Annotated in this window: 21 protein-coding genes and 1 pseudogene; 7 read left to right on the top strand and 15 right to left on the bottom strand. The window is 62.1% G+C overall.

The features are described 5' to 3' along the window. The first annotated feature begins 445 nt into the window (after window positions 1-445). Window positions 446-1435, top strand: coding sequence for a tRNA dihydrouridine(20/20a) synthase DusA (dusA, locus tag V1278_RS26515; RefSeq protein WP_334382717.1), 990 nt, complete (start codon window positions 446-448; stop codon window positions 1433-1435). Window positions 1436-1529: 94 nt separating this feature from the next. Here dusA and V1278_RS26510 read toward each other — a convergent pair whose 3' ends face one another. From V1278_RS26510 to V1278_RS26490, 5 genes are all read right to left on the bottom strand, one after another. After that, window positions 1530-2597, bottom strand: coding sequence for a maleylacetate reductase (locus tag V1278_RS26510; RefSeq protein ID WP_334382716.1), 1068 nt, complete (start codon window positions 2595-2597; stop codon window positions 1530-1532). A gap of 64 nt (window positions 2598-2661) precedes the next feature. Next, complete coding sequence (locus V1278_RS26505; protein ID WP_334368166.1) at window positions 2662-4038, bottom strand: MFS transporter; 1377 nt, start codon at window positions 4036-4038, stop codon at window positions 2662-2664. A 43-nt stretch (window positions 4039-4081) separates the two neighbouring features. Beyond that, window positions 4082-5107 carry an amidohydrolase family protein gene (locus V1278_RS26500; protein WP_334382715.1) on the bottom strand — a complete coding sequence of 342 codons (1026 nt, stop codon included), beginning with the start codon at window positions 5105-5107 and terminating at the stop codon, window positions 4082-4084. Between the two features lie 40 nt (window positions 5108-5147). After that, window positions 5148-6380, bottom strand: a complete 1233-nt coding sequence (locus V1278_RS26495; protein ID WP_334368168.1) for an acyl-CoA dehydrogenase family protein — start codon at window positions 6378-6380, stop codon at window positions 5148-5150. Window positions 6381-6429: 49 nt separating this feature from the next. Continuing rightward, complete coding sequence (locus V1278_RS26490; RefSeq protein ID WP_334368169.1) at window positions 6430-6948, bottom strand: flavin reductase family protein; 519 nt, start codon at window positions 6946-6948, stop codon at window positions 6430-6432. A 177-nt stretch (window positions 6949-7125) separates the two neighbouring features. Between V1278_RS26490 and V1278_RS26485 the strand changes: the two genes are divergently transcribed. After that, window positions 7126-7608: a MarR family winged helix-turn-helix transcriptional regulator gene (locus V1278_RS26485; RefSeq protein WP_334368170.1), complete on the top strand. Its 483-nt coding sequence runs from the start codon at window positions 7126-7128 to the stop codon at window positions 7606-7608. Window positions 7609-7671: 63 nt separating this feature from the next. Here the strand turns inward: V1278_RS26485 and V1278_RS26480 are convergent, their stop codons facing one another. Then, the gene (locus V1278_RS26480) at window positions 7672-7866 is read right to left on the bottom strand and encodes a hypothetical protein (protein WP_334368171.1); all 195 of its coding nucleotides are present in this window, start codon (window positions 7864-7866) and stop codon (window positions 7672-7674) included. Window positions 7867-8207: 341 nt separating this feature from the next. Between V1278_RS26480 and V1278_RS26475 the strand changes: the two genes are divergently transcribed. Beyond that, a complete protein-coding gene (locus tag V1278_RS26475; protein ID WP_334368172.1) occupies window positions 8208-8714 on the top strand; it encodes an AAA family ATPase in 507 nt (168 codons plus the stop codon). 98 nt (window positions 8715-8812) lie between these two features. On the opposite strand, the gene V1278_RS26470 is transcribed toward V1278_RS26475, so the two are convergent. The 4 genes and pseudogenes from V1278_RS26470 to V1278_RS26455 all read right to left on the bottom strand — a co-directional run. Then, window positions 8813-9370, bottom strand: a complete 558-nt coding sequence (locus tag V1278_RS26470; RefSeq protein ID WP_334368173.1) for a TIGR02281 family clan AA aspartic protease — start codon at window positions 9368-9370, stop codon at window positions 8813-8815. A gap of 28 nt (window positions 9371-9398) precedes the next feature. Next, window positions 9399-9602 (bottom strand): DUF1289 domain-containing protein, encoded by a 204-nt coding sequence (locus V1278_RS26465; protein ID WP_334368174.1) that lies wholly within the window; start codon window positions 9600-9602, stop codon window positions 9399-9401. Between the two features lie 45 nt (window positions 9603-9647). Beyond that, the gene (locus tag V1278_RS26460) at window positions 9648-11249 is read right to left on the bottom strand and encodes a sensor histidine kinase (RefSeq protein ID WP_334368175.1); all 1602 of its coding nucleotides are present in this window, start codon (window positions 11247-11249) and stop codon (window positions 9648-9650) included. A gap of 203 nt (window positions 11250-11452) precedes the next feature. Then, a pseudogene (locus V1278_RS26455) lies at window positions 11453-12331 on the bottom strand (NAD(P)-dependent oxidoreductase); the annotation flags it as partial. A gap of 166 nt (window positions 12332-12497) precedes the next feature. Here V1278_RS26455 and V1278_RS26450 point away from each other — a divergent pair. The 4 genes from V1278_RS26450 (at window position 12498) to V1278_RS26435 (ending at window position 16776) form a co-directional block, all read left to right on the top strand. Beyond that, window positions 12498-12935, top strand: a complete 438-nt coding sequence (locus tag V1278_RS26450; protein ID WP_065728480.1) for a VOC family protein — start codon at window positions 12498-12500, stop codon at window positions 12933-12935. Window positions 12936-13111: 176 nt separating this feature from the next. Further along, a complete protein-coding gene (locus tag V1278_RS26445) occupies window positions 13112-14245 on the top strand; it encodes an Mrp/NBP35 family ATP-binding protein (protein WP_334368176.1) in 1134 nt (377 codons plus the stop codon). Window positions 14246-14426: 181 nt separating this feature from the next. After that, the gene (locus tag V1278_RS26440; protein WP_334368177.1) at window positions 14427-15515 is read left to right on the top strand and encodes a TRAP transporter substrate-binding protein; all 1089 of its coding nucleotides are present in this window, start codon (window positions 14427-14429) and stop codon (window positions 15513-15515) included. Window positions 15516-15687: 172 nt separating this feature from the next. Continuing rightward, window positions 15688-16776: a TRAP transporter substrate-binding protein gene (locus V1278_RS26435; RefSeq protein ID WP_334368178.1), complete on the top strand. Its 1089-nt coding sequence runs from the start codon at window positions 15688-15690 to the stop codon at window positions 16774-16776. A gap of 92 nt (window positions 16777-16868) precedes the next feature. On the opposite strand, the gene V1278_RS26430 is transcribed toward V1278_RS26435, so the two are convergent. The 5 genes from V1278_RS26430 to moaA all read right to left on the bottom strand — a co-directional run bounded on the left by V1278_RS26430 (window position 16869) and on the right by moaA (window position 22758). Continuing rightward, the gene (locus V1278_RS26430; RefSeq protein WP_334368179.1) at window positions 16869-18524 is read right to left on the bottom strand and encodes a TRAP transporter large permease; all 1656 of its coding nucleotides are present in this window, start codon (window positions 18522-18524) and stop codon (window positions 16869-16871) included. A gap of 27 nt (window positions 18525-18551) precedes the next feature. Further along, complete coding sequence (locus V1278_RS26425; protein WP_334368180.1) at window positions 18552-19133, bottom strand: TRAP transporter small permease subunit; 582 nt, start codon at window positions 19131-19133, stop codon at window positions 18552-18554. 240 nt (window positions 19134-19373) lie between these two features. Next, on the bottom strand, window positions 19374-20981 hold the full coding sequence (locus V1278_RS26420; RefSeq protein WP_334368181.1) for a TRAP transporter large permease: 1608 nt from the start codon (window positions 20979-20981) through the stop codon (window positions 19374-19376). Next, window positions 20978-21517, bottom strand: a complete 540-nt coding sequence (locus tag V1278_RS26415) for a TRAP transporter small permease subunit (RefSeq protein ID WP_213290257.1) — start codon at window positions 21515-21517, stop codon at window positions 20978-20980. The genes V1278_RS26420 and V1278_RS26415 overlap by 4 nt, the downstream gene beginning before the upstream one ends. A 212-nt stretch (window positions 21518-21729) precedes the next feature. Further along, entirely contained in the window at window positions 21730-22758 is a 1029-nt protein-coding gene (moaA, locus tag V1278_RS26410) for a GTP 3',8-cyclase MoaA (protein ID WP_334382713.1), read from the bottom strand. Window positions 22759-22872: the final 114 nt, after the last annotated feature.

Raw genomic sequence — 22872 nt, 5'->3', positions numbered from 1 at the left:
CAAATGAAACCGCTTGAATGGGGCGGGGCTAACTCCCGAGAGTGATGGTTAGGTTGGCGACTTTGCTGACCCGTGATTTACTCGACGCCGGTTATTCATAGCGAGAATGCAAACGTCCGGCCCGCAGCGCGCAAGTTTTCTTACTCTATCATCGCCAGCACTACGACGGTGGTCCTGAAGCACTGGGCTTCGGGAGAGGGGCAAGCTATTTGCGGCCGAACTGGATGGGTTTTGATCAGGAGGGTACGAACTAGCGCGGTACTGCACGGCCTCATTCGGTACTGCAAAGCTGTACCGGGCGAAGCGCAGCATCGCAAAATTGACGAACGCGAATCGGTCTAAGGGCTTGAAATGAAAGGAAAATGCCTCAACTGTCAGCTTGAACTATTTGTCGGCCCAAAAATCAACTGCACCGAATGAGACAATAAAGCGAAATAACATCAACATGTTAGCGCACCGATTTTGCATTGCCCCGATGATGGATTGGACTGACCGGCATTGCCGCGTGTTCCACCGTCTGATGAGCCGGCGCGCGCGGCTTTATACGGAGATGCTGACGACCGGCGCCATTATTCATGGCGACCGGAGGCGGCTGCTCGGCTTCGACCGAAGTGAGCATCCGGTGGCGCTGCAACTCGGTGGTTCCGTTCCGCATGATCTCGCTACCGCTGCGCGGATCGGCGAGGATTTTGGCTACGACGAAATCAATCTCAATGTCGGCTGTCCGTCCGACCGCGTGAAGGATGGCCGCTTCGGGGCCTGCCTGATGGCGGAGCCGGCGCTGGTCGCCGAGGGCGTGGTTGCCATGAAGCGCGCGGTCAGGATTCCGGTCACAGTGAAATGCCGGATCGGCATCGACGACCAGGACCCGGTTGTGGCGCTCGACGTGCTGGCGCGCGGCGTGGTTGCGGCCGGCGCGGACGCGCTGATCGTCCATGCCCGCAAGGCCTGGCTCAACGGATTGTCGCCGAAGGAAAACCGCGACATCCCGCCGCTCGATTACGACAGGGTTTATCGACTCAAGGCCGCGCTGCCGGGTGTGCCGATTATCATCAATGGCGGCGTCGGCAGTATTGCCGAGGCGAAGCGGCACCTCGACCATGTCGACGGCGTGATGCTGGGGCGGGCGGCCTATCAGGAGCCGTGGCGCCTACTCGACGTCGATCCGGAATTGTTCGGCGAGGCGGCACCTCACGCGACGATGAAGGACGTCTTCGAAGCGATGTTGCCTTACATCGAAGGCCAGTTGGCCCAAGGAGCAAAGCTGCATTCGATGACGCGGCATTTCGTCGGCGCGTTTCACGGCGTGCCCGGCGCACGCGCCTTTCGTCGCCATCTGGCGGAGAGGGGCACCAGGCCGGGCGCCGGCGTCGACGTGCTGCGCGATGCGGTCGCATTGATCGAGGATCGCGCGGCGGAGCCGGTCGCGGCATAAAGCTTAGGCGGCGCGCTCGGCGACGCGGCGCGTTTCGGAATCCGCCTTCAGGCCGGAATCGTAGTTCAGCATGTCGATGTCCAGCCCAGGGGGATCATTGGGCGGTTGGTGGGGCGTCGCCGCGCCAGGCGCGCGTGATCAATTCGCGGATCGCCTCTCGCTGGATCGGGCGCGGATTCCAGTACGGATTCTTCACCGCGAGGTCGGCGGCCTGATCGATGCCGCTCTCGGGCATGCCGATCTCGCGCAGCGACAGCGGCGCGGCAAGCTTTCGCGCCAGATCGTGGAGGCCGAGCGCTGGGTCGCCGACGCCAAGCGCTGTGGCGATGCGTGTCATCGCCTCAGGTGCGGCCGGTGCATTGTAGGCGAGGGCATGCGGGAGAATGACGGTGTGGGTCTCCGCGTGCGGCAGATTGAACAGCCCGCCCAGCGTATGGCAGAGCTTGTGGTGCAGCGCCATGCCGACCGCGCCGAGGCAGACGCCGCAGAGCCAGGCGCCATAGAGCGCGTCGGTGCGCGCGACCCTGTCGCTCGGCTCAGCGCAGATTTTCGGCAGCGCCCGCGCCAGCGTGCCGATGCCTTCCTGCGCCATCAGCGATATGATGGGGTTGCGATCGCGCGCGTAGAGCGCCTCGACCGCGTGCGCGATGGCGTTGACGCCCGATGTCGCCGATAGTTTTGCCGGCATCGTCATGGTGAGATCGACGTCGTAGATCACGATCTCGGGGAGGATCTTCGGGCTCGACTGGGTGGTCTTGATCCCGCCGCTGGTCTGACCGACCACCGGCGTCATCTCCGAGCCGGCGTAACTGGTCGGCAGCACGATCTGCGGCAGATCGGTGCGCAAGGCGATCGCCTTACCGAGGCCGGTGGTCGAACCGCCGCCGATCGCGACGACGCCATCGGCCTCAATCTCGCGCACGACTTCCATCGCCCGTTCCGTCACCTCGACGGGCGTATGCATGACCGCTCCGGTGAAGACGCCGGCGAAGCGTTCGCCGATCATCTCCCGGATGCCGGCGACCAGATCTTTCTGCCGCGGGGTCGCCAGCACGAGGGCGCGGGTAACGCCGAGGCGGGACAATTCATCAGGCAATTGACGCAGCGTGCCGGTGCCGAACACCACCCGCATCGGTGCGCTCTGGTAGACGAAGTCTTGCATGGTTGCTCCTTGCGGACGAATGACCGGCTCCAGGATCAGGCCGCCCCGGAGCCGGACTTCCGGCTCAAGAGGCAGGCTGTGCAACCTTGCGCAAGCCGGCAGCCTCTTCAAGGCTGCTTGCGGGTGCGCTCGCCGGCCGCCTGGCCAGCAAGATAATCATCCCGGCGGCAATCGCGGAGACGCCGATCGACAGGAACATCGGCGTCGGGCTCTGGTAATATTGCTGCAGCGCGCCGGCGACGAACGGGCCGAGAATGGCGCCGACGCGGGCGACCCCGAGCTCCATTCCGACAGCAGTGGCGCGCACGCCGGTCTCATAGGAAGCCGCAGTGAAATTGTTCAGCACGAATTGCGCGCCGATAATGAAGAAGCCGGCGGCGGCGACCGAGGTGATGTTGACGATGTGGACGTTCAGTACCACGAGCGACAACACGGCGAGGCCGCCAAAGGCCCACCAGGTCGCGATCAGCCCGCGGCTATAGCCGGACCGGTCGACGAGGTGGCCAAGCACAAGGCCGCCGACGAACGACATGATCTGCATCAGCGCGCCGAAGCCGAAGCTTGCGGCAAAGGTTTCTCCACGCTGCATCATCACCGTCGGAATCCATCCCGAAAGGCCGAAGATGCAGAACAGGCTGAGGAAGGCCGAGGCCCAGATCGCAAATGTGGTCCGTCGATATTTCGACTGCAGCAGCACTGCCACTGAATTGACCGGCTTCTCCGCTTGTCCGATGACAATTTCAGCCAACTTGTAGGCGCTGGCGCGCTCGGGCCGAAGCTTCGTCAGCATGTCGCGGATTTCATCGGTACGGCCCTGGAGTGCGAGGAATTTTGGCGATTCCGGCAGCATCATGTGCATGAACGGCAAGAGCAGGAACGACAGCGAGCCGATCCAGTACAGCGACGTCCAACCGAACACCGGGGTTGCAAACACGCCGGCGACACCGGCGAGGGTGCCGCCGAGCGCCCAGCCAAGCGCGACGCCCCACAGCGCAAACGTGTTCGCCACGCGCCGCGGCGCCAGCTCGTTGATGTAGGTGGTCGCGAGCGGCAGCAGCACGCCGAGGCCGATGCCGGTCAGAAGCCGCAGGATGCAGAAGGAGAGGAACGAGTCTGCCGAGGTCGCGGTGAGCAGCGTGAAGATACTGGTGATCCACAAGCCGCCGAGCAGGGTGCCGCGGCGGCCGAGCCGGTCGGCAATGATGCCGTGGATGGCGGCCCCGAGCAGGAATCCAACCAGGCCGCTGGAAATCAACAGTCCCGCCTGGCCGGCCTGCAGCCCCCAAGGCTTTGCGACGTAGTGAATGACGTAAGCCGGGTTGAACGTGTCATATCCGTCAAACAGTGTTAGCAGTCCCATGATGGCGCCGAGGCGCCAGTGAAATTTTCCTACCTTTGCTTCGGCGAGTTCTTCGTGAAGATCGATTGCCTGCGCGGCCATGGCCGTATCCCTCCCAGATGGTGATTATGTCGTTTGAGGCCGCTTATTCCGCGGCTTGATGGATGCCGTGCTCGGCGACGGCCAAGTCGCCGAGATCGAGCTTGAACAGGTCGATGGCGTTGCGCCGGCCGATCTTCAGGCGATCGTTCTCGCTGATGCTGGCGCTGTTGAACCAGTCGGAGGCGTGGTCCACGTTCTCGAACGGCCAGTCGACCGAGAACAGGATGCGGTCGGCTCCGATTTCGAGAATGGAATCGATCAGCGTTTGCGTGCGGAAATTGCCCGACGTGGTCAGGAAGAAGTTGGCATTGAAATAGTCGCAGATCTTCTTCTTCGCCTTGTGTTTCGGCGGCGCCTTGACCCAGCCGTTGCGATGATCGACGCGCCACATGCTGTAGGGCAGGCCTTCACCCATATGGCCGAGGATGATCTTCAGTTTTGGATAGGCATCGAACAATCCCGATCCCATCAGCCGCAGCGCATGAACCGCGGTTTCTTGCCCGAATGCCCAGGTCGGACCCATTAGCCAGGGATGCCCTTGATAGATTGCGCAGTCTTCCGGCAGCGGATTGCGCGGATGCAGGTAGAAGGGCAGGCCGGTCTGCTCGACCGCTTCCCAGAATGGCCAGTATTGCGGCAGGTCGTAATAGACCGGCCGCTTGCCGTCGCCGATTTGCGAGAAGCCGTTGACCAGCGCGCCGCGGAAGCCGAGCGTCTTGATGCAGCGCTCGAGTTCGGCGATCGCGAGATCGGGGTCCTGCATCGGCAGTGCGGCAAAGGCCTGGAATCGCGACGGCCGTTTTGCCACCTGTTCGGCGAGGAAATCGTTGGCACGGATCGCGATCTCGTTGGCGCGGACGATGTCGGGAATCGCCTGCACCGCCGGCGCGTTCAGCGACAGGATCATCATCTCGACGCCGTGGCGGTCCATCTGCGCCAGCCGCTTGTCCTGGATATCGAGCAGACGGTCCTTCAACTCCGGCCAATAGGAGTCCGGAACGAAACCCGCTGAGTCCATCAGCGTGTCCGGGATGGCGAAATGTTCCTCTAGTGCGATCTTGCCCTGCATATTGTCCTCGCTGATGTCTGATGCTGGTTAGTACTGTCCCTTAGTATTGACCTTGGGGCGTCAGCCCGAGAGCGAGCTGGCCGTACATGGTGCCGACGGCGTCCCAGTTCATGCTGATGTGGCGGCCGACGGCATTGGCGTCGCGCCAGGCGCGCTGCACCGGATTGGAAAGGTCGAGGCCGAGCCCGCCGGTCGAGGCGTTCAGCGCCTCACTGGCGCGGATGGCCAGCGCAACCGAAAAGGCCTGGCCGCGGCGGCTGACGATGCGGTCCTCGGTCGAGACCGGCCTGCCGTCGCGGATCGTCGCCGCACGGTCCCTGAGATCGCGCAGCAGCACTTCACGCGCTGCATCGACCGAGGCGGCCGCTTCCGCAACACGTAACTGGATGGTCGGGAAATCCGCCATGCGGTTGTTATGGCCCGCCACCGCGCCGCGCGTGATTCGCCTCGAGGTTACGGCAAGATAGTCTTCCAGTGCGCCGGCGGCGGCGCCGACTGCGGTGGACGCCAGGCAGGAAGGAATGTTCGACAGCATCGGAATCGAGAAAGTGGGGTTGGCGGCATAGAGCGCAGCGCCCGGCGTCTTGCCGGATGTGGTGTCGGCGAACGACAGCAGGCGGTGCGCGGGCACAAACACGTCTGACAGTACGAGCGTCTTGCTGCCGGTGCCGCTGAGGCCGACGACATTCCAGGTATCGTCGATGACGTAGTCGGAGGCCGGAACCAGCAGGAAGGCCGGCGCAAACTGGCCGGCTTCCGTCTTCGACGGCAACAGCGCCGCGCACAACGACCATTGCGCGTTGTCGCAGCCGCTCGCAAACGACCAGCGCCCGGTGAGGCGATAGCCGCCCTCGACCTCGATCGCCTTGGCGGCCGGCGCGTAGGAGCCGCAAGCGAGTGCGTCTGGATTATCATCCCAGACGTCGCGCTGCGCGATTTCCGGAAATCCCGCGATCAGCCATTGATGGGCTGCGAGCAGGCCGCCGACCCACGCCGTCGAGGCGCAGCTTTTCGCGAGCTCGATGTTCAGTTCGACCAGCACGTCGAAATCGTGCTCGTAGCCGCCGAACATCGCCGGCTTGACGATGTCGAAATAGCCGATGTTGCGCAGCGCCGTGATGTTCTCTTCCGGCACGCGGCCCGCCTTTTCCGTGGTGTGGGCGCGCGCCTTGATCTGCGGCGCGATCTGCGCCACGCGGCTCCGCAACTCGCTAATGTCGGGGCGAGCGGCCGGAGGCGCCGGCACGTCCTTCAACTGGGCGACTGATACCATTGGTTTGCTCCGTATCTTCGATGGGCTGAAAAGGCGGCGGCTTGGCGGATCACGCAGCCTGGCTGTCGTGGGGCACCGAAAAGCAGTAGGTCGCGTCCTGGTAGATCAGGGGCTCGATCGGATCGCGCACGTTCACGGTCTCAGCTTCGCCGATGAAAATCGTATGCGTGCCGTAGGGCACGGCGGCGGCCTTCTTGCAGAAGATGTTGATCTGCGCGTCGGCGAGATAGGTGACGCCCTCGGGCGAGGTCATCCATTGGCCGAGCCCGAACCGCTCCTCGGCGGGGACCGCGCCGCTGAACGCCGATGAAAGGGAGATTTGGTCGCGGCGCAGCACGTTCACGCAGAAGCGGCGCGCCAGCAGCATGATGTCGTGCAGCAGCGTCTGTTGGTTGACGCAGACGATCAGCGAGGGAGGGTCGAGCGACAGCGACGTCACCGCGGTCGCCGTCATCCCGTGGCGGCGGTTCTGGTCGGCAGACGTGATCACCGACACGGCGGCCGGAAATCGCCGCAACGCGCGCTTGAACGTTTCACGCAATTCGTCGGATGCCGAATCCAGCGACATGGTTTCCTCCACTGAACAATCCGCTCTTGATCGGCGGCTTAATTTTCGTGAACAATAATTGCATCTGCAAATGACAAGTCAATCAGAAATTTTCAAATGCAACAATTGCCTTGAAAAATGATCGGCGGCCGGCTATTGGAGGGGTGCAAAAGTTGCACCATAGCAGGACGCAAGACCTTGTACCGGCTGACGAATTCATTGCCCTACATGCTCAACCGCGTCGGCGTGCGGATGGGCGATCTGTTTTCCCGGCGCATCGCGGGCTATGGCGTGACATTACCGATGTACCGCGTGATGGCCGCGCTCTGGGAGAAAGGCGATCAGCGCCTCGGCGATCTCGCCGACATGACGACGATCGAGATATCGACGCTGTCGCGCCTGATCGGGGAGATGAAGCGGCGAGGCCTCGTAACGCGCACGCGGCTGAAGGACAACGCGCGTACGGTCGCGATCAACCTCACGCCGAAGGGACGGACGCTGGTGGAAGAATTGATCCCGATCGCCATCCATTTCGAGGAAGTGGCGGTCCGCAATTTTCCGTCGAAGAACGTTTCGGATCTGAAGACGGTGCTCGCAGAAATCTACGAGAGTCTGAATTCGATCGAGCCCGAGATCGCGGAAGTCAACAAGGCGCGCAAGGCGGCGAAGGCGAAAGCGTGACTCTTGCGGCCGACTGGCGGGCGCCTGATGGCAGATCGGCCCGGCCGGCCTCTGTGCTAGCCTTTAGCCGCGCATGGCGGCGCGAAAGCCGACGCAGCTCAGCGCGCCAGCCACGATGACCGCAATCCAGCTCGGCCAGAACGGAACATCGACGCCATTCAGGGTGATGGACCATCCCATCACGATCCGGATCAACTGAAGAAGTGCGATCAGGGCAAAGATGGCGGCGGCAAGCGTACAAAAGCTCCTGATGGTCATTGCCGATCTCCGATGGCGCATGACGTGCCCCCGCACCAAAATGGGGAGGGATCGGCGCGGCGGCCATTCCCCTTACGCAGGAAATGGCTTCACAAAGCCATTTTCGATGTGTCGTACAATCGCAGTTTCGCGACGTCGCAAGTCGAAATCACTTCCGCCTTAGCGCATTCGAGAACGTCCCGACGGAGATCTGAGGTGTCTGTTTGTCGGAGTAGACCAGAAGTGATCGGTACACCGTTAAAGCGACGCGAGTGCCCGTTGCAGACACGACAGTTCACGTGGAAATAGCTGCGAAGCTGCGCTAGCATTGGCCCGCTTGGTCGAGATAGGATTGGGGTGCAATGGCAAGGCTGATCGCATTGGCTGGCTTGCCGGGGGTTGGCAAGTCGAGCATAGCGCGGCGTCTGGCGGGGCGTTCCGGTGCCATCTGGCTACGCATCGACTCGATGGATCAGGCAATCTGGGCATCCGGTACGGCGCCGAGCGATCTCTTCGATTGGAGCTATCGAGCGGCTCAGTCGATCGCGGCCGACAATCTAGCCCTCGGCCTAGATATTGTCGCGGATTGTGTAAACGATTGCCAAGAGGCACGGGACGGTTGGGAAGCGGCGGGGCGGCGTGCCGCAGCCGAGGTCATCTGGCTAGAAGTCGTGTGCAGCGATCTTGTCGAGCACCGTCGGAGAATTGAGACAAGATCAAGCGACGTCATGGGGCTGAACTTACCCAATTGGGACGCAGTTGCAGCCCGTGCCTACGACAAATGGAACCGAGATCGCATCATTATCGATACAGCACATCGTAGCTTGGAAGAGTGCGTGGAGGAGGCGTTCGATCTCCTAAGCAGATGATGGCAGCTATTGGCCCGGTGCGTCGATATCGGCGCGCCCGCCTTTGTGTCGCTATTAGATGCCAACAAGCGGACATCGTCAGTTTATGAGTCCTCGCCCTAATTCGCAGCCGAGCGGGTGCGTTTGCGGTTGGACGCCGCCACTTCGGGATAGCCGTGCAGCTTCAGCTTGTCGGCCTGCACGCCCCAGCTTTCCAGCCGGTCGAGAAAGCTCATGCCGAGCAGGTTGGTCTTCATCAATCCGCGCGGCACCACCAGCGCCGGGACCGATTTCTCGACGAGGCCGCCGACCGCGAGACGATCGAGGGTCAGCCGCGCCGCCTTGGTATGGCCGCCGGCGGTTTCGACATCGACATTGTATTCGAGCATCTCGATCGGCAGGCCGATCGCCTTCGCCGTCTCCCAGGTCAGCACCACCGAAGTGGCGCCGGTGTCGATCACCATCGGCGCCTTGACGCCGTTGATCTTGGCGTGCAGCGCGAATTCGCCGGCTTTGCCGCGCGCGATCTCCACGGCGGGCGCCGGCTGCAGGCTGCGTTGCCACAGCATTTTCGATACCGAGTTGCTGGCGCGCGCGATCTGGTTCGGATCGCCATAGGCGACCACGGCGCCTGCGGTGGCGGCGAGCATTGCCAGAACGAGCATGATGCGGATCACTGGGCGCCTCCGCCGTTTCCTCCGGTGATCAGCCGCGTTCGGCGCGCGGCGGCATCGGAACCAGGCCCGCATCCACCATGCGCGCCGCAAGCCCTTCCATCACGGCCAATCGCTCCGCCGTTTCCATGCGGTGCCAGCGCGCGATCTCCGGCAACGTTCGTCCGCAGCCGAAGCAGAGTTTGGTTTTGGGATCCATCATACAGACTGCGATACACGGCGTTTCTTTGCTCATTCCTGGATAGTGAAACGGTTTGAGTCCTCGGCGCAAGCGCTCCAACTACAGGCCGGTGCCGGCACTCATGATCGGCTTGTGACGCGGCCGCCGCTTGTCGTCGGCGGATGCGGTGGGTTCCGGCTGCAGCGGCGGTGCTTCCTCTTCGACCATCGGCGCCAGCGCGCTCATCACGCGCTCCGGCGGGAAGGTAACGATGACTTCGGTGCCGATGCGCAGTTTCGATTTCAGCGTGAAGGTGCCGCCATGCATGTCGATCAGGCTCTTGGCGATCGGCAAGCCCAGGCCCGCGCCCTGTTCGGCCGATTTGATCGAGTTGGAGCCCTGGCCAAACGAAGCCAGCACGATCGGGATTTCATCCTCGGCAATGCCGGAGCCGGTGTCCTTGACGCTGAGATATTGTCCACCGGACGCAGTCCAGCCGACCTTAAGCCAGATATCGCCGCCCGGCGGAGTGAACTTGATCGAGTTGGATATGAGATTGAGCACGACCTGGCGCGTGGCGCGCTCGTCGCCCCAGATCCTGGGCATGCCGTGCTCGAACACCTCATGAATGGTGATGCCGCGGCTGCTCGCGCGCAGCTTCAACAGATGGTGGCAATCGGAAACGACATGGACGAGCGAAACCGCTTCCTCGTTGAGTTCGTAGCGGCCGGCCTCGATCCGCGACAGATCGAGAATCTCGTTGATGAGATTGAGCAGGTGGACGCCCGAATTGTGGATGTCGGCGGAATATTCCTTGTAGACCGGCACCGCATGCGCGCCGAAGATTTCGCTCTTCATCACCTCGGAGAATCCGAGGATCGCGTTCAGCGGCGTGCGCAGCTCGTGGCTCATCTGCGCCAGAAAGCGCGACTTGGCGACGTTGGCGGATTCGGCGCGGTGCCGCGCTTCGTCCGAAATCGCCTTGGCCTGTTCGAGCTCGCCGATCAGCGCGTCCTTCTCGGCGCGTGCTTCCAGGGTTTGCAGCGTCGTCGAATGGAGCTGATGGGCGAGTAGCGCAAAATAGCTTTCAGCGGCGACCGCCAGCAGCGCGAGCGCGTAGTTGTCGAAGGTTCCGCCCATCACGAAGTTGAGCGCGATCGCCGCCGTCACCGGCACGGTTGCCGCCACCGCCGCAATGGGCAGCGTCGCTGCCAGCATGCTCGACACCGCGATCACCAGCAGCATCAGGAACATCATCATCGTGTTCGAGACGACGTCGAGGCCGGCCGGGTGGAGCAGGATCGCCGTCCAGCTCAGGCCGTAGAGCAAGTCGAGCAGCACGAAGCGGGTTTGCCATTTGCGCGTGGCGGCGAGCGTAGGCGGCTCGCCTAGGAAGCGCTTGCAGTTGCGAATGATGGCGGCATGGACGCAGAGCATGCCGACGGTCCAGACCGCGGCCGGCACAGCGTACTTCCACAGGCCGAACAGCACGCCGGTCGCAACCACCAGCAGCATGACCACGAAGGAAGCCGATACCCGGGTCTGGGCGTATTGTCGGAGCAATTCGGTATCGAAGGCGGGGCGGGTCCCGCTGGTCGACGTTAACCGATCCCGCGCCTCGCGCACCCGCTGCGCCGCCACGCGCCGGGTGCTGACCGCTGGTGCGACCGGCGCTTCTGCCGGAAGCTGGACAACCTCGGGCTTCTCTGCGGGGTTACTCATTGAACAACACAAAATCCTGCCCGCGAACTGCGCGGGCTTTTGCATTGTCTATCTGTGCCGCTAAATCATTAAGCGATGACTTAAAGAGCTAAAAATTCTCGTAAACAGGAAGTTAAAATTAACCTGTCGGGCAGACGGAACCCCCGCTTCTGACTGGATAAGAAGCGGGGGCCTTGCTCGTTGCCTTAACCTCTTTCTTTAACTCACCGCTCCAGCCTGGCCAAAAGGCTCGACGTATCCCAGCGTTTGCCGCCCATCTTCTCGACCTCGGCGTAGAACTGATCGACGAGGGCGGTCACCGGCAGGTTGGCGCCGTTGCGGCGGGCCTCACTGATGCAGATCGAGAGGTCCTTGCGCATCCATTCGACGGCAAAGCCGAAGTCGAACTTGCCGTCGTTCATGGTCTTGTAGCGGTTCTCCATCTGCCAGGACTGCGCCGCGCCCTTGGAGATGGTCTCGATCACGGACGCGACGTCGAGTCCTGACTTCTTGGCGAAATGAATGCCCTCGGACAGTCCCTGGACGAGACCTGCGATGCAGATCTGATTGACCATCTTGGTGAGCTGTCCGGCGCCGGCGGGCCCGAGCAGTTTGCACATCCTTGCGTAAGCGCCGGAAATGATCGGCTCGGCAGCGGCATAGGCGTCTTCCTTGCCGCCGCACATCACCGTCAGCACGCCGTTTTCCGCCCCCGCCTGGCCACCGGACACCGGCGCGTCGATGAACTTGAAGCCGGCCTTGACGGCGGCAGCATCGAGCTCGCGGGCGACTTCGGCGGAGGCGGTGGTGTGATCGACGAATACCGCACCCTTCTTCATGCCGGCGAAGGCGCCATCGGTGCCGATCGTGACCGCGCGCAGGTCATTGTCGTTGCCGACGCAGCACATCACGAAATCCTGACCTTCCGCCGCGGCCTCCGGCGTCGGCGCGGTGCGCCCGCCGAACTTGTCCGCCCACTCCTTCGCCTTGGCCCCGGTCCGGTTGTACACGGTCACCTCGTGGCCGCCTTTTTTCGCCAGATGTCCTGCCATGGGGAAGCCCATTACGCCGAGACCGAGAAAAGCGACTTTAGCCATGTGTGTTACCTTGGAGTTTTCGCCGGCGACGTTGGGCCGGCCGGACGGTGTTTTTGGAGGAGCCGCACCATAACCGCTGCGCAGGGGAGGGCAACGCCTTCGTTGGTGGGCGGGGCCGGATTCGTGCTAGGATAGTTCCTCAAGAACCTCACAAAAAAGGGAGTGACATCGCATGGGCGTCAGCGTGGGCGTGCTCGACCATTTCAACATCCGGACCCGCAACCTTGCCGATACGGTCCGGTTCTATGAGGACATTCTGGGCCTGGAAAAGGGCGCGCGGCCGAACTTCGCATTTCCCGGGGCGTGGATGTACAGCGAGGGCAAGGCGGTGGTGCACCTCGTCGATATCTCCAAGACCGACGAGCCGCAAAAGCCCGATTCCGGCGTTGTCCATCATGTCGCGTTTGCCAGCTACGGCTTTGACGGCATGAAACGGCGGCTGGAACAGAAGGGCATGGCGTACGACTCGCGGCAGGTTCCGGGCGGTGATCTCTGGCAGATCTTCGTCAATGACCCCAATGGCGTGATGATCGAGCTGAATTACGAGGCGGCCAAGGAGCAGGCGGCTGCCGCCCCCGCGGAGCGGCGGGATGACGTCGGAGCGAGATAGCCTTTTGCGCTGAACCGCTCTATGGGTCGCATCAGACTGGCATAGCGTCTTGGAACGCGGCTCCGCTTTCGGACTTGGTCCGGAGCGGGTCGGGTTCGCGTCAAGAATGCGCGTCAAAACAAGCGAGTGGGGCCCGGTTCTCACTCGGAACCGCAAGGGCTTCAGGAGATGCGCGAGTGAGCGTAACACAGCAACAGGTTCTCGATGCCCTTCGCCGGGTGGCCTCGCCGCGCGGCGTGACACTGACCAATGCCAACGTACTGTCGGCGATCTCGGTCACCGACGGCAAGGTGTTCTTCTCCATCAATGTCGACGCCGCAGAGGCTCAAGCCTGGGAAAGCGTGCGCGCGCAGGCCGAAGCCGCGGTGCGCGCGATCCCCGGTGTCAGCACCGCAATGATCGCGCTCACGGCCGAGCGCAAGCCAGGATCGCCGCAGGCCGCGCCCGCGGCGCATCGGCATGCGCATGGCGTGCAACCCGCTTCTGCCCACCGCCCGCCGCAGGGCGCGGCGTCGCCGATGTCGAAGCAGGCGGAGATTCCTGGCGTTGCCGCCATCATCGCCGTGGCCTCGGGCAAGGGCGGTGTCGGCAAGTCGACCACAGCGCTCAATTTGGCGCTTGGCCTGCGCGACCTCGGCCTGCGCGTCGGGCTGCTCGATGCCGACATTTACGGCCCCTCGGTGCCGCGGCTCACCGGCATCAGCGAAAAGCCGCAGCTCAACGACGACCGCAAGATGATTCCGATCAAGCGTTTCGGGCTTTCGATCATGTCGATCGGCTTCCTGGTCGAGGAAGACACCGCGATGATCTGGCGCGGGCCGATGGTGATGTCGGCGATCACCCAGATGTTGCGTGACGTGGCGTGGGGCACGCTCGATATTCTCGTCGTCGATATGCCGCCCGGTACGGGAGACGCGCAATTGACCCTGGCGCAGAACGTGCCGCTGAAGGGAGCGGTGATTATCTCAACCCCGCAGGACCTCTCCCTGATCGACGCGCGGCGGGGGCTTGCGATGTTCAGGAAGGTCAACGTGCCGGTGCTCGGCATCGTCGAGAACATGAGCTACTTCCAGTGTCCCAAGTGCGGCACGCGCTCGGACATTTTCGGCCATGGCGGCGCGCGCCATGAGGCGGAGCGGCTGGGTGTCCCATTCTTGGGCGAAATCCCACTGCACATGTCGATCCGGACCACCTCGGATGAAGGTAATCCGGTGGTGGCTAGCGAGCCTGATGGCCCGCATGCCGCGGTCTACCGGGCCATCGGGACCAAGGTTCGCGACCAGCTTCAGGGCGCGATTGCCGCGGCCTGAGGTTGCATTGTCCGCGCCCATACGACTTTCGTTTAATCAGTGCAGTCATGCCTTTGTCGCGTTTTCGAACGCGAACTTCCGTGTTAAAGCGCCCCCGCCAGAGCGCCCCGGATGCCGTGGAATTCGTCCCGCCGGAGGAACGCTCGAGGAAATTTGGGGAACGACCCGAAGGAGAGCTTGAATGAAGCGTCGTGATTTTTTGAAGGTTTCAGCGGCCGGTGCTGCCGCGACAGCCGTTGCCTCGCCGGCGATCGCGCAATCGTCGCCTGAGATCAAATGGCGCCTGACGTCGAGCTTCCCGAAGTCGCTCGACACTATCTACGGCGGTGCCGAGCACCTGGCGAAGCAGGTCGCCGAAATGACCGACAACAAATTCCAGATCCAGGTCTTCCAGGCCGGCGAGCTGGTTCCGGGTCTGCAGGCGCTCGACGCGACTTCCAAGAATACCGTCGAGATGTGCCACACCGTTTCGTATTATTACGTCGGCAAGGATCCGACCTTTGCGATCTTTTCGGCGGTGCCGTTCGGTCTCAATGCGCGCCAGCAGAACTCTTGGTTGGCGCAAGGCGGCGGTAACGAACTCGCGAACGAGTTCTTCAAGAAGTCCGGCGTGATCGGCTTCCCCTGCGGCAACACCGGCACCCAGATGGGCGGCTGGTTCCGCAAGGAGATCAAGACCGTTGCTGATCTGTCGGGCCTCAAGATGCGCATCGGCGGCATCGCTGGCCAGGTCCTGCAGAAGGTTGGCGTGGTGCCGCAGCAGATCGCCGGCGGCGATATCTATCCGGCGCTGGAAAAGGGCACCATCGACGCTGCCGAGTGGGTCGGCCCGTATGACGACGAGAAGCTCGGCTTCCAGAAGGTCGCGAAGTTCTACTACTACCCCGGCTTCTGGGAGGGCGGCCCGACGGTCCACGCCTTCGCCAATCTGGAGAAGTGGAATGAATTGCCGAAGAGCTACCAGGGCATTCTCACCAACGCGGCGGCGAACACCAATGCCTGGATGAATCAGCGCTACGACATGCTGAACCCCGCGGCACTGAAGCGTCTGGTTGCTAGTGGCACGCAGCTTCGTCCGTTCACCAACGAAGTGCTGGAAGCTTGCCTGAAGTCGACCAACGAATTGTGGGGCGAAATCTCCGGCAAGAACGCGGACTTCAAGAAGGCGATCGACGCGATGCAGGCCTATCGCTCCGACCAGTATCTGTGGTGGCAGGTCGCCGAATATACCTATGACAGCTTCATGATCCGTTCGCGCACGCGCGGCTGATCGGAGCCAGATACCTGTACCAAAAGCTTACGAGAAAGCCCGGCCTTCGCAGGAAGGTCGGGCTTTTTCGCGTTTCCATCCAATTGCTTATGGAAATCGGCGGCCGGATGTTCCATGCTTGATTCCAAGCCTCGACACGAAGGCTGACCGGCACAACCAAAAGGGATGGAATATGAAGCGAAGAGATTTTCTCAAAGTAACCGGCTTGGGTGCGGCAGGTGCTGCAACGATCGCAGCGCCCGCGATTGCGCAGGGCTTGCCCGAAATCAAGTGGCGCATGCCGACGAGCTGGCCGAAGTCCTTGGACACGCTCTATGGCGGTGCCGAATTGATGGCCAAGATGGTCGGCGAAGCCACCGACAACAAGTTTCAGATCCAGACCTTTGCAGGCGGTGAGATCGTGCCGGGTCTGCAGGTTCTGGATGCTGTGCAAAACGGCACCTGCGAGATCGGACATACTGCCTCGTACTACTATTTCGGCAAGGATCCGACCTTCACCTTTGGCTCCGCGGTGCCGTTCGGCCCGAACCAGCGCCTGAACCAGGCCTGGTACATGTTGGGCGGCGGCAAGGAACTGCTCAACGAGTTCTACAAGAAGTACAACGTCACCTCGCTGCTGGCCGGCAACACCGGCTGCCAGATGGGCGGCTGGTTCCGGAAGGAGATCAAGACGGTCGACGATCTCAAGGGCCTCAAATTCCGTATCGGCGGCTTCTCGGGGAAGGTTTTGCAGAAGCTAGGCGCGGTGCCTCAGCAAATCGCCGGCGGCGATATCTATCCGGCGCTGGAGAAGGGTACCATCGACGGCGCGGAATGGGTTGGTCCCTACGATGACGAGAAGCTCGGCTTCTACAAGGTCGCGCCCCACTATTACTATCCCGGCTGGTGGGAAGGCGGACCGATGCTGCTGGCGTTCGTCAACCTCGACAAGTGGAATGCGCTGCCGAAATTCTACCAGAGCGTTCTCGAGCAGGCCGGTCATCAGGCCAATAACTGGATGATGGCGAAATACGACCAAGCCAATCCTCTCGCGCTGCGCAAGCTGATTGCGGGCGGCGCCAAGCTGCAGGCATTCCCGGCGCCAGTCATGGAAGCCTGCTACAAGGCCGCGAAGGAATTGCACAGCGAAGTCTCCGCCGGCAACGCGGACTTCAAGAAGGTCAACGAGTCGCTGAGCAGCTTTACGAACAACGGATATCAGTGGTTCCAGGTCGCCGAACTCGGTTACGACTACTTCATGGCTCGCCGTTCGCAGAGTTGATTGCCGCCGAGAGAGAAATCGGCAGCAAAAACCCCGGAGCGAAAGCTCCGGGGTTCTTTATTTGGGTGAAGCGGATGACGTGAGCGAGGGCGCTACTGTTTGGGCTGCCCGAAATCCAGCGGCGGCAATTCGATCTGCGGCACCTCGATCTTGATCGAGTTCGGATCGATCGTCGACGCCGCGCCCTTGTAGTGCATCACCATCGCCGGGAACATGATGACCAGTATCACCATGATGACCTGGATCACGACGAACGGCACCGCGCCCCAATAGATCTGGCCGGTTGTCACCGGGTCCATGCGCTTGCCGGTGACGCGGTCGATATAGGATTCCTTCGGCGCCACCGAGCGCAGATAGAACAGCGCGAAGCCGAACGGCGGGTGCATGAACGACGTCTGCATGTTGACGCCGAGAATGACGCCGAACCAGATCAGGTCGATGCCGAGCTTTTCAGCCGCGGGTCCGAGCAACGGAATAATGATGAAGGCCAGTTCGAAGAAGTCGAGGAAGAAGGCCAGGACGAAGACGAGGGCGTTGACGAAAAGGAGGAAGCCGATCTGGCCGCCGGGCAGGGAGGTCAAGAGATGCTCGACCCAGATGTGGCCGTTCACGCCGTAGAACGTCAGCGAGAAAACGCGCGCGCCGATCAGGATGAAGATCACGAAGGCCGACAGCTTGGCCGTCGATTCCGTCGCTTGCCGGATCAGATCCCAGCTCAGCCGGCGCTTGGCGGCGCCGAGAATGAGTGCACCGGCCGCGCCCATCGCGCCGCCTTCGGTCGGCGTGGCAATGCCGACGAAGATCGTGCCGAGCACCAGGAAGATCAGGAATAGCGGCGGCACCATCACGAAGGTCGTCTGCTGCGCCATCGCCGACAGGAAACGGAAGCCGGTGAACTTATGAATGAGCCAGTTCGCCACCGCCACGAAGAAGGCGAACAGGATGCCGTAGAACATGCTGAGCACGACGTAGTCGGCTCCGCGCGCCTCCGAATGGCGCATCATGAACCAGCCGAAAACGCAACTGACGATGAAGAGGACGCCGAGCGACCAAAGTCCGCGGCTGCCATCAGGCTCGCGAAAACCGACCGCATCCGCTGGCAGACCCGGAGCAGCCTTGGGAAAGATCATGCTTACCAGGAACGCGTAGCCGGCATACAGGCCAGCAAGCACGATTCCCGGGACGAACGCGCCCTCGTACATGTCGCCGACCGACTTGCCGAGCTGGTCGGCCATCACGATCAGGACGAGAGAGGGAGGAATGATCTGCGCCAGCGTACCGGAAGCGGCGATGACGCCGGACGCCATCCTTCGGTCGTAGCCATAGCGCAACATGATCGGCAGCGAGATAAGGCCCATCGAGATGACGGAAGCGGCAACGACACCTGTGGTCGCCGCGAGCAACGCGCCGACGAAAATGACGGCATAGGCGAGGCCGCCGCGGATCGTGCCGAACAATTGTCCGATCGTATCGAGCAGATCCTCGGCCATGCCCGACCGTTCGAGCACCAGTCCCATGAACGTGAAGAACGGAATGGCGAGCAGCGTGTCGTTGTTCATCACGCCGTAGACGCGCTCAGGCAGCGCTTGCAGGAAGTCTGGGCGGAACTCGCCAAGCTCGATGCCGACAAAGGCGAAGATCAGTCCAACCGCGCCGAGCGAAAATGCCGCCGGATAGCCCAGCAGCAGGATAATCACCAGTGACGCGAACATGATCGGCGCCATGTTGGCGATGAGAAAAGCAGTCATCTAGTCCCCCTGAGATCGCGCCGACGATCAGCGTTTTTCGATCGCCTCGACGAGGTGTTCGACCTCGGCTTCGAGAGCATGTATCTGCGATGCGTGTGGATCCGGAATCAGGCCGCGCATCACGGCGATTCGCTTGATCAGTTCGGAAATGCCCTGAGCGAACAGGAACACGAACCCGATGATGATCAGCGATTTGGCCGGCCATTGCGGCAGACCACCGGCATTGCCGGACTGTTCGTTGATTTCAACCGAGCGCATGAAGAACGGACCGCCGGTGACGATCATCACGATGCAGAGTGGCATCAGGAAAAATACATGGCCGATGATGTCGACGATATCCCGCCAGCGCTTGGAAAACATGTTGTTTACGATATCGATGCGGATGTGCTCGTTGTCGAGCATCGTCCATGGCGAGCACAGCAGAAAGACAACGCCGAACAGCACCCACTGCAGCTCCAGCCAGGAATTCGACGACACGTCGAAAGTCTTGCGCACGACCGCGTTGGTGGCCGAGATGAGCACGGCTATCAGAATGAGCCACGCCAGGCGCTTGCCCGTCCACCGCGTGAACGCGTCGATTCCCCGGCTCAATTTCAAAAGCGATTGCAACGATGACCCTCCCAGACTGACGCCTCTGCCGTCTTGACCGCGCGGTTAGGCGCAGCCGGCTTATCCTGCCGAGCTAGCATGAAGCCGATGCACCAAACCAGCGCTCGCTGCTGCCGTCAATCGGAAGTTTGTTGATATTGAAGGGGAATATTTCGTCTGCGGAATACCATTGCGCCTTGGCCTGGGCGGCAGGCTGTGGGCACAATTTCGTCAACGAGTCATTGTTTGCCGGATCAGTTTCTACTGCTGCTTGAGCGGACCTAAATCCAGCGGCGGCAATTCGATCTGCGGAACCTCAATTCTGATCTTGCTGAGATCCTCCGCGCTCACCGGCTTGTCCAGCAACGCGGTAACGGTCCAGGGGAAAGCGATCACCAGCACGACCATGATGACCTGCAGGCCGATCCAGGGGATCGCCCCCCAATAAATGTCGGAACTCTTGACTTCCTTGGGCGCCACGCCGCGCAGGTAAAACAGCGCAAAGCCGAACGGCGGATGCAGGAACGACGTCTGCATGTTGACGCACAACATCACGCCGAACCAGATCAAAGCCGCATCCGCGCCGACCACTGGCGCCAGCACCTTTTGCGCAATCGGCGCAACCATCGGCAGGATGATGAAGGCGATCTCGAAGAAGTCGAGGAAGAACGCCAGGAAGAAGATGAACAGGTTGATGAAGATCAGGAAGCCCCAGACCCCGCCGGGTACCGAGGTCAGCATGTGCTCCAGCCAGACGCCGCCGGAGACGCCGAGGAACACCACGGAAAAGCAGGTCGAACCGATCAGGATGAACACCACCATCGAGGTGAGGCGCATCGTCGACTGATAGCCCTGACGGATGAGGTCGCGGAGGTCGGGAATGCGCACGGCTTCCAGACAAATCCAGATCACGGCGAGATAGGTGATCGCGAAGGCGATCTTGAAGAGAAAGCTGCCCGTGTAGAGGATTCCGAGAATCGTTCCGACGCCTGCGGCAGCGATGCCGATCAGCAGAATCCTGTTGCCGGCCGCGCTGAATTCCTTGTGATGTATTGCGGCAAGCACGACGGCGCCAACGGCTCCCATCGCGCCGGCTTCGGTCGGCGTCGCCAGGCCCAGCATCATGGTGCCGAGCACGACGAAGATCAGCACCGCCGAGGGGATGATTCCCATCAGGCATTTTCGCCACAGCGGCCAGCCGGTCAGTGTCAACGCCGACCTCGGCACCGGCGGCACGTGGTCCGGCTTGATGATGCCGAGCACAAAGGTGTAGCCGGCGAACAGCGCGATCTGGAATAATGATGGTCCCCAAGCGCCGAGATACATATCGCCGACCGACTTGCCAAGCTGGTCGGCCAATACGATCAGCACCAGCGATGGCGGCACGAGCTGGGTGATGGTGCCCGAGGCCGCCAGCACGCCGGTGATGTAGCGCATGTTGTAGCCATAGCGGATCATCACCGGCATCGAGATCAGTGCCATGGCAATGACCTGGGCCGCCACCGTGCCGGTTATCGCGCCGAGAATGAAGCCGACGATGATCACGGAGTAGCCCAGTCCGCCGCGCACCGGGCCGAACAACTGCCCCATCGAATCCAGCATGTCTTCGGCCAGGCCGCATCGTTCGAGGACGGCGCCCATGAACGTGAAGAAAGGGATCGCAAGCAGCAATTCGTTGGCCAGCACGCTGCCGAAGATGCGGCCCGGAATCGCCTGCATGAAGCTGAAGTCGAAAAAGCCGAGATGGATCGCGAGAAAGCCGAACGAGAATCCGACCGCCGCCAGCGTGAATGCGACGGGAAAGCCGATCAGCATCGCCAGAATAAGTCCGCCGAACATCAGCGGCGGCATCATTTCCAGCGTGATCATTGCACCGGCCTTTCGTACCTGGCATCGATGGTCACGAGATTCTGCAGCGCGGCGACGCGCTTGATGACCTCGGAGACGCCCTGCAGTGCGAGCATCACGAAGCCTGCGGGCACGACCAGCTTGATCGGCCAGCGCAACAGGCCTCCGGCGTTGCTGGATTCCTCGCCGACGGCGTAGGCCTGCAGGAAGAACGGCCAGGACAGCCAGGTCAGCAGCAGGCAGGCCGGGATCAGGAAGCACAGCGTTCCGATCAGGTCGAGCCAGAGCTGGCCGCGTTCAGAGAGCATCAAATAGAAGATTTCGACGCGAACATGCTCGTTGCGCTTGAAGGTGTAGGAGGCGCCGAACATCACGAAGATGGCGAACATGTACCACTGCAGTTCGAGCCAGCCGTTGGAGCTATAGCCGAACGCGTAGCGGATCATCGCATTGCCGGCGCTGACCGTGCACGCTGCGAGGACCAGAAAGTTGCAGAGATTGCCGATCTTTTCGTTGAGCAGATCGATGCCGGCACTGAGCGCTAACAGCGGCCGCATCATACCTGCCCGGGCGGTGGCCACGACGCCATCGCCGATGTCGCGATCGATGGCATCGATCGTCCTCCCCCTTTTTGTGCTTCCGCCGTCTTCGCCGCTCCGTTTAGGTGCGTGGCCTGTCCAGCCATGCTGGCGTGAAGCAGCCGCACCATTCCAGCGCGCTGCAACAGCGTCAATCGGAAAATGCGTCGGACGATATGGGGCTGCGGTTACTAGCCGCCCGTCACGCTCATGTGGCGCGAGACGCTCGGGCGATTATGCCGACGGTCGATGATGAAGTCGTGGCCCTTCGGCTTCAGCCCGATGGCGCGATCAATCGCTGCCGAGAGCAGGTCGTCCTCCGCGGAAGCCCGCAACGGCTTGCGCAAATCGGAGGCATCCTCATGGCCGAGGCAGGTGTGCAACGTGCCGGTGCAGGTGATCCGTACGCGGTTGCAGGACTCGCAGAAATTATGCGTCATCGGCGTGATGAAGCCGAGTTTGCCGCCGGTCTCAGTGACGCGGACGTAGCGAGCGGGGCCGCCGGTGTCGTCGTCGAGATCGGTCAGCGTGTAGTGCTGCGCAAGGCGGGCACGGAGCAGCGACAGCGGCACATACTGGTCGATCCGCCCTTCGCCGATGTCGCCCATCGGCATGACTTCGATCAGCGTCAACGCCATGCCCTTGCGGTGCGCCCATTCCATCAGCGAGGGGATCTCTTCCTCGTTCACGTTCTTCAGCGCCACCGCATTGATCTTGACCGCAAGCCCTGCGTTCCGCGCGGCCTCTATGCCGGCCAGAACCTGGTCGAGATCGCCCCAGCGCGTGATGGTGCGGAACTTTGCGGGATCGAGCGTGTCGAGCGAGACGTTGACGCGGCGGACGCCGCAGTCGCGCAGTTCGGCCGCAAAGCGCGCCAGTTGCGAGCCGTTGGTGGTCAGCGTCAGCTCATCGAGTGCGCCGGTTCCGAGATGCCGCGACAGCGAGCGCACCAGCGACATCACGTTGCGTCGGACCAGCGGCTCACCGCCGGTGAGGCGGATCTTGCGCACGCCCTTGGCGATGAAGGCCGAGCACAGTCGGTCGAGTTCCTCCAGCGTCAGGAGATCCTTCTTCGGCAGGAACGTCATGTCCTCGGACATGCAGTAGAAGCAGCGCAGGTCGCAGCGATCGGTCACCGACACGCGCAGATACCGGATGGTCCGGCCGAAGGGATCGACCATCGGACGTATCAGATGATCGGGTGACGGGGAGCCGCTCATTCAAACTGCCTCTAAAGGGGCCGCGTGCTGGTTCGCTAGCATAATCTAGGCACCTTGTAAGGCGCCTACAATCGCAACCTCTGAAAGGGGGCCGCGGGGGCAGGCGGGGGGCCT

Origin of the sequence: Bradyrhizobium sp. AZCC 1577, from assembly GCF_036924575.1 — a bacterium.
In the GTDB taxonomy this organism is placed as follows: domain Bacteria; phylum Pseudomonadota; class Alphaproteobacteria; order Rhizobiales; family Xanthobacteraceae; genus Bradyrhizobium.
Note: the sequence above shows the minus strand (reverse complement) of the source record. Positions and strands in the feature narration are given on the sequence as shown.

Bases quoted from the DNA above. Each gene is read 5' to 3' on its own strand.
- dusA (WP_334382717.1), top strand. From the start codon at position 446: ATGTTAGCGCACCGATTTTGCATTGCCCCGATGATGGATTGGACTGAC.
- V1278_RS26510 (WP_334382716.1), bottom strand. From the start codon at position 2,597: ATGCAAGACTTCGTCTACCAGAGCGCACCGATGCGGGTGGTGTTCGGC.
- V1278_RS26505 (WP_334368166.1), bottom strand. From the start codon at position 4,038: ATGGCCGCGCAGGCAATCGATCTTCACGAAGAACTCGCCGAAGCAAAG.
- V1278_RS26500 (WP_334382715.1), bottom strand. From the start codon at position 5,107: ATGCAGGGCAAGATCGCACTAGAGGAACATTTCGCCATCCCGGACACG.
- V1278_RS26495 (WP_334368168.1), bottom strand. From the start codon at position 6,380: ATGGTATCAGTCGCCCAGTTGAAGGACGTGCCGGCGCCTCCGGCCGCT.
- V1278_RS26490 (WP_334368169.1), bottom strand. From the start codon at position 6,948: ATGTCGCTGGATTCGGCATCCGACGAATTGCGTGAAACGTTCAAGCGC.
- V1278_RS26480 (WP_334368171.1), bottom strand. From the start codon at position 7,866: ATGACCATCAGGAGCTTTTGTACGCTTGCCGCCGCCATCTTTGCCCTG.
- V1278_RS26475 (WP_334368172.1), top strand. From the start codon at position 8,208: ATGGCAAGGCTGATCGCATTGGCTGGCTTGCCGGGGGTTGGCAAGTCG.
- V1278_RS26465 (WP_334368174.1), bottom strand. From the start codon at position 9,602: ATGAGCAAAGAAACGCCGTGTATCGCAGTCTGTATGATGGATCCCAAA.
- V1278_RS26460 (WP_334368175.1), bottom strand. From the start codon at position 11,249: ATGAGTAACCCCGCAGAGAAGCCCGAGGTTGTCCAGCTTCCGGCAGAA.
- V1278_RS26450 (WP_065728480.1), top strand. From the start codon at position 12,498: ATGGGCGTCAGCGTGGGCGTGCTCGACCATTTCAACATCCGGACCCGC.
- V1278_RS26440 (WP_334368177.1), top strand. From the start codon at position 14,427: ATGAAGCGTCGTGATTTTTTGAAGGTTTCAGCGGCCGGTGCTGCCGCG.
- V1278_RS26435 (WP_334368178.1), top strand. From the start codon at position 15,688: ATGAAGCGAAGAGATTTTCTCAAAGTAACCGGCTTGGGTGCGGCAGGT.
- V1278_RS26430 (WP_334368179.1), bottom strand. From the start codon at position 18,524: ATGACTGCTTTTCTCATCGCCAACATGGCGCCGATCATGTTCGCGTCA.
- V1278_RS26420 (WP_334368181.1), bottom strand. From the start codon at position 20,981: ATGATCACGCTGGAAATGATGCCGCCGCTGATGTTCGGCGGACTTATT.
- V1278_RS26415 (WP_213290257.1), bottom strand. From the start codon at position 21,517: ATGCGGCCGCTGTTAGCGCTCAGTGCCGGCATCGATCTGCTCAACGAA.
- moaA (WP_334382713.1), bottom strand. From the start codon at position 22,758: ATGAGCGGCTCCCCGTCACCCGATCATCTGATACGTCCGATGGTCGAT.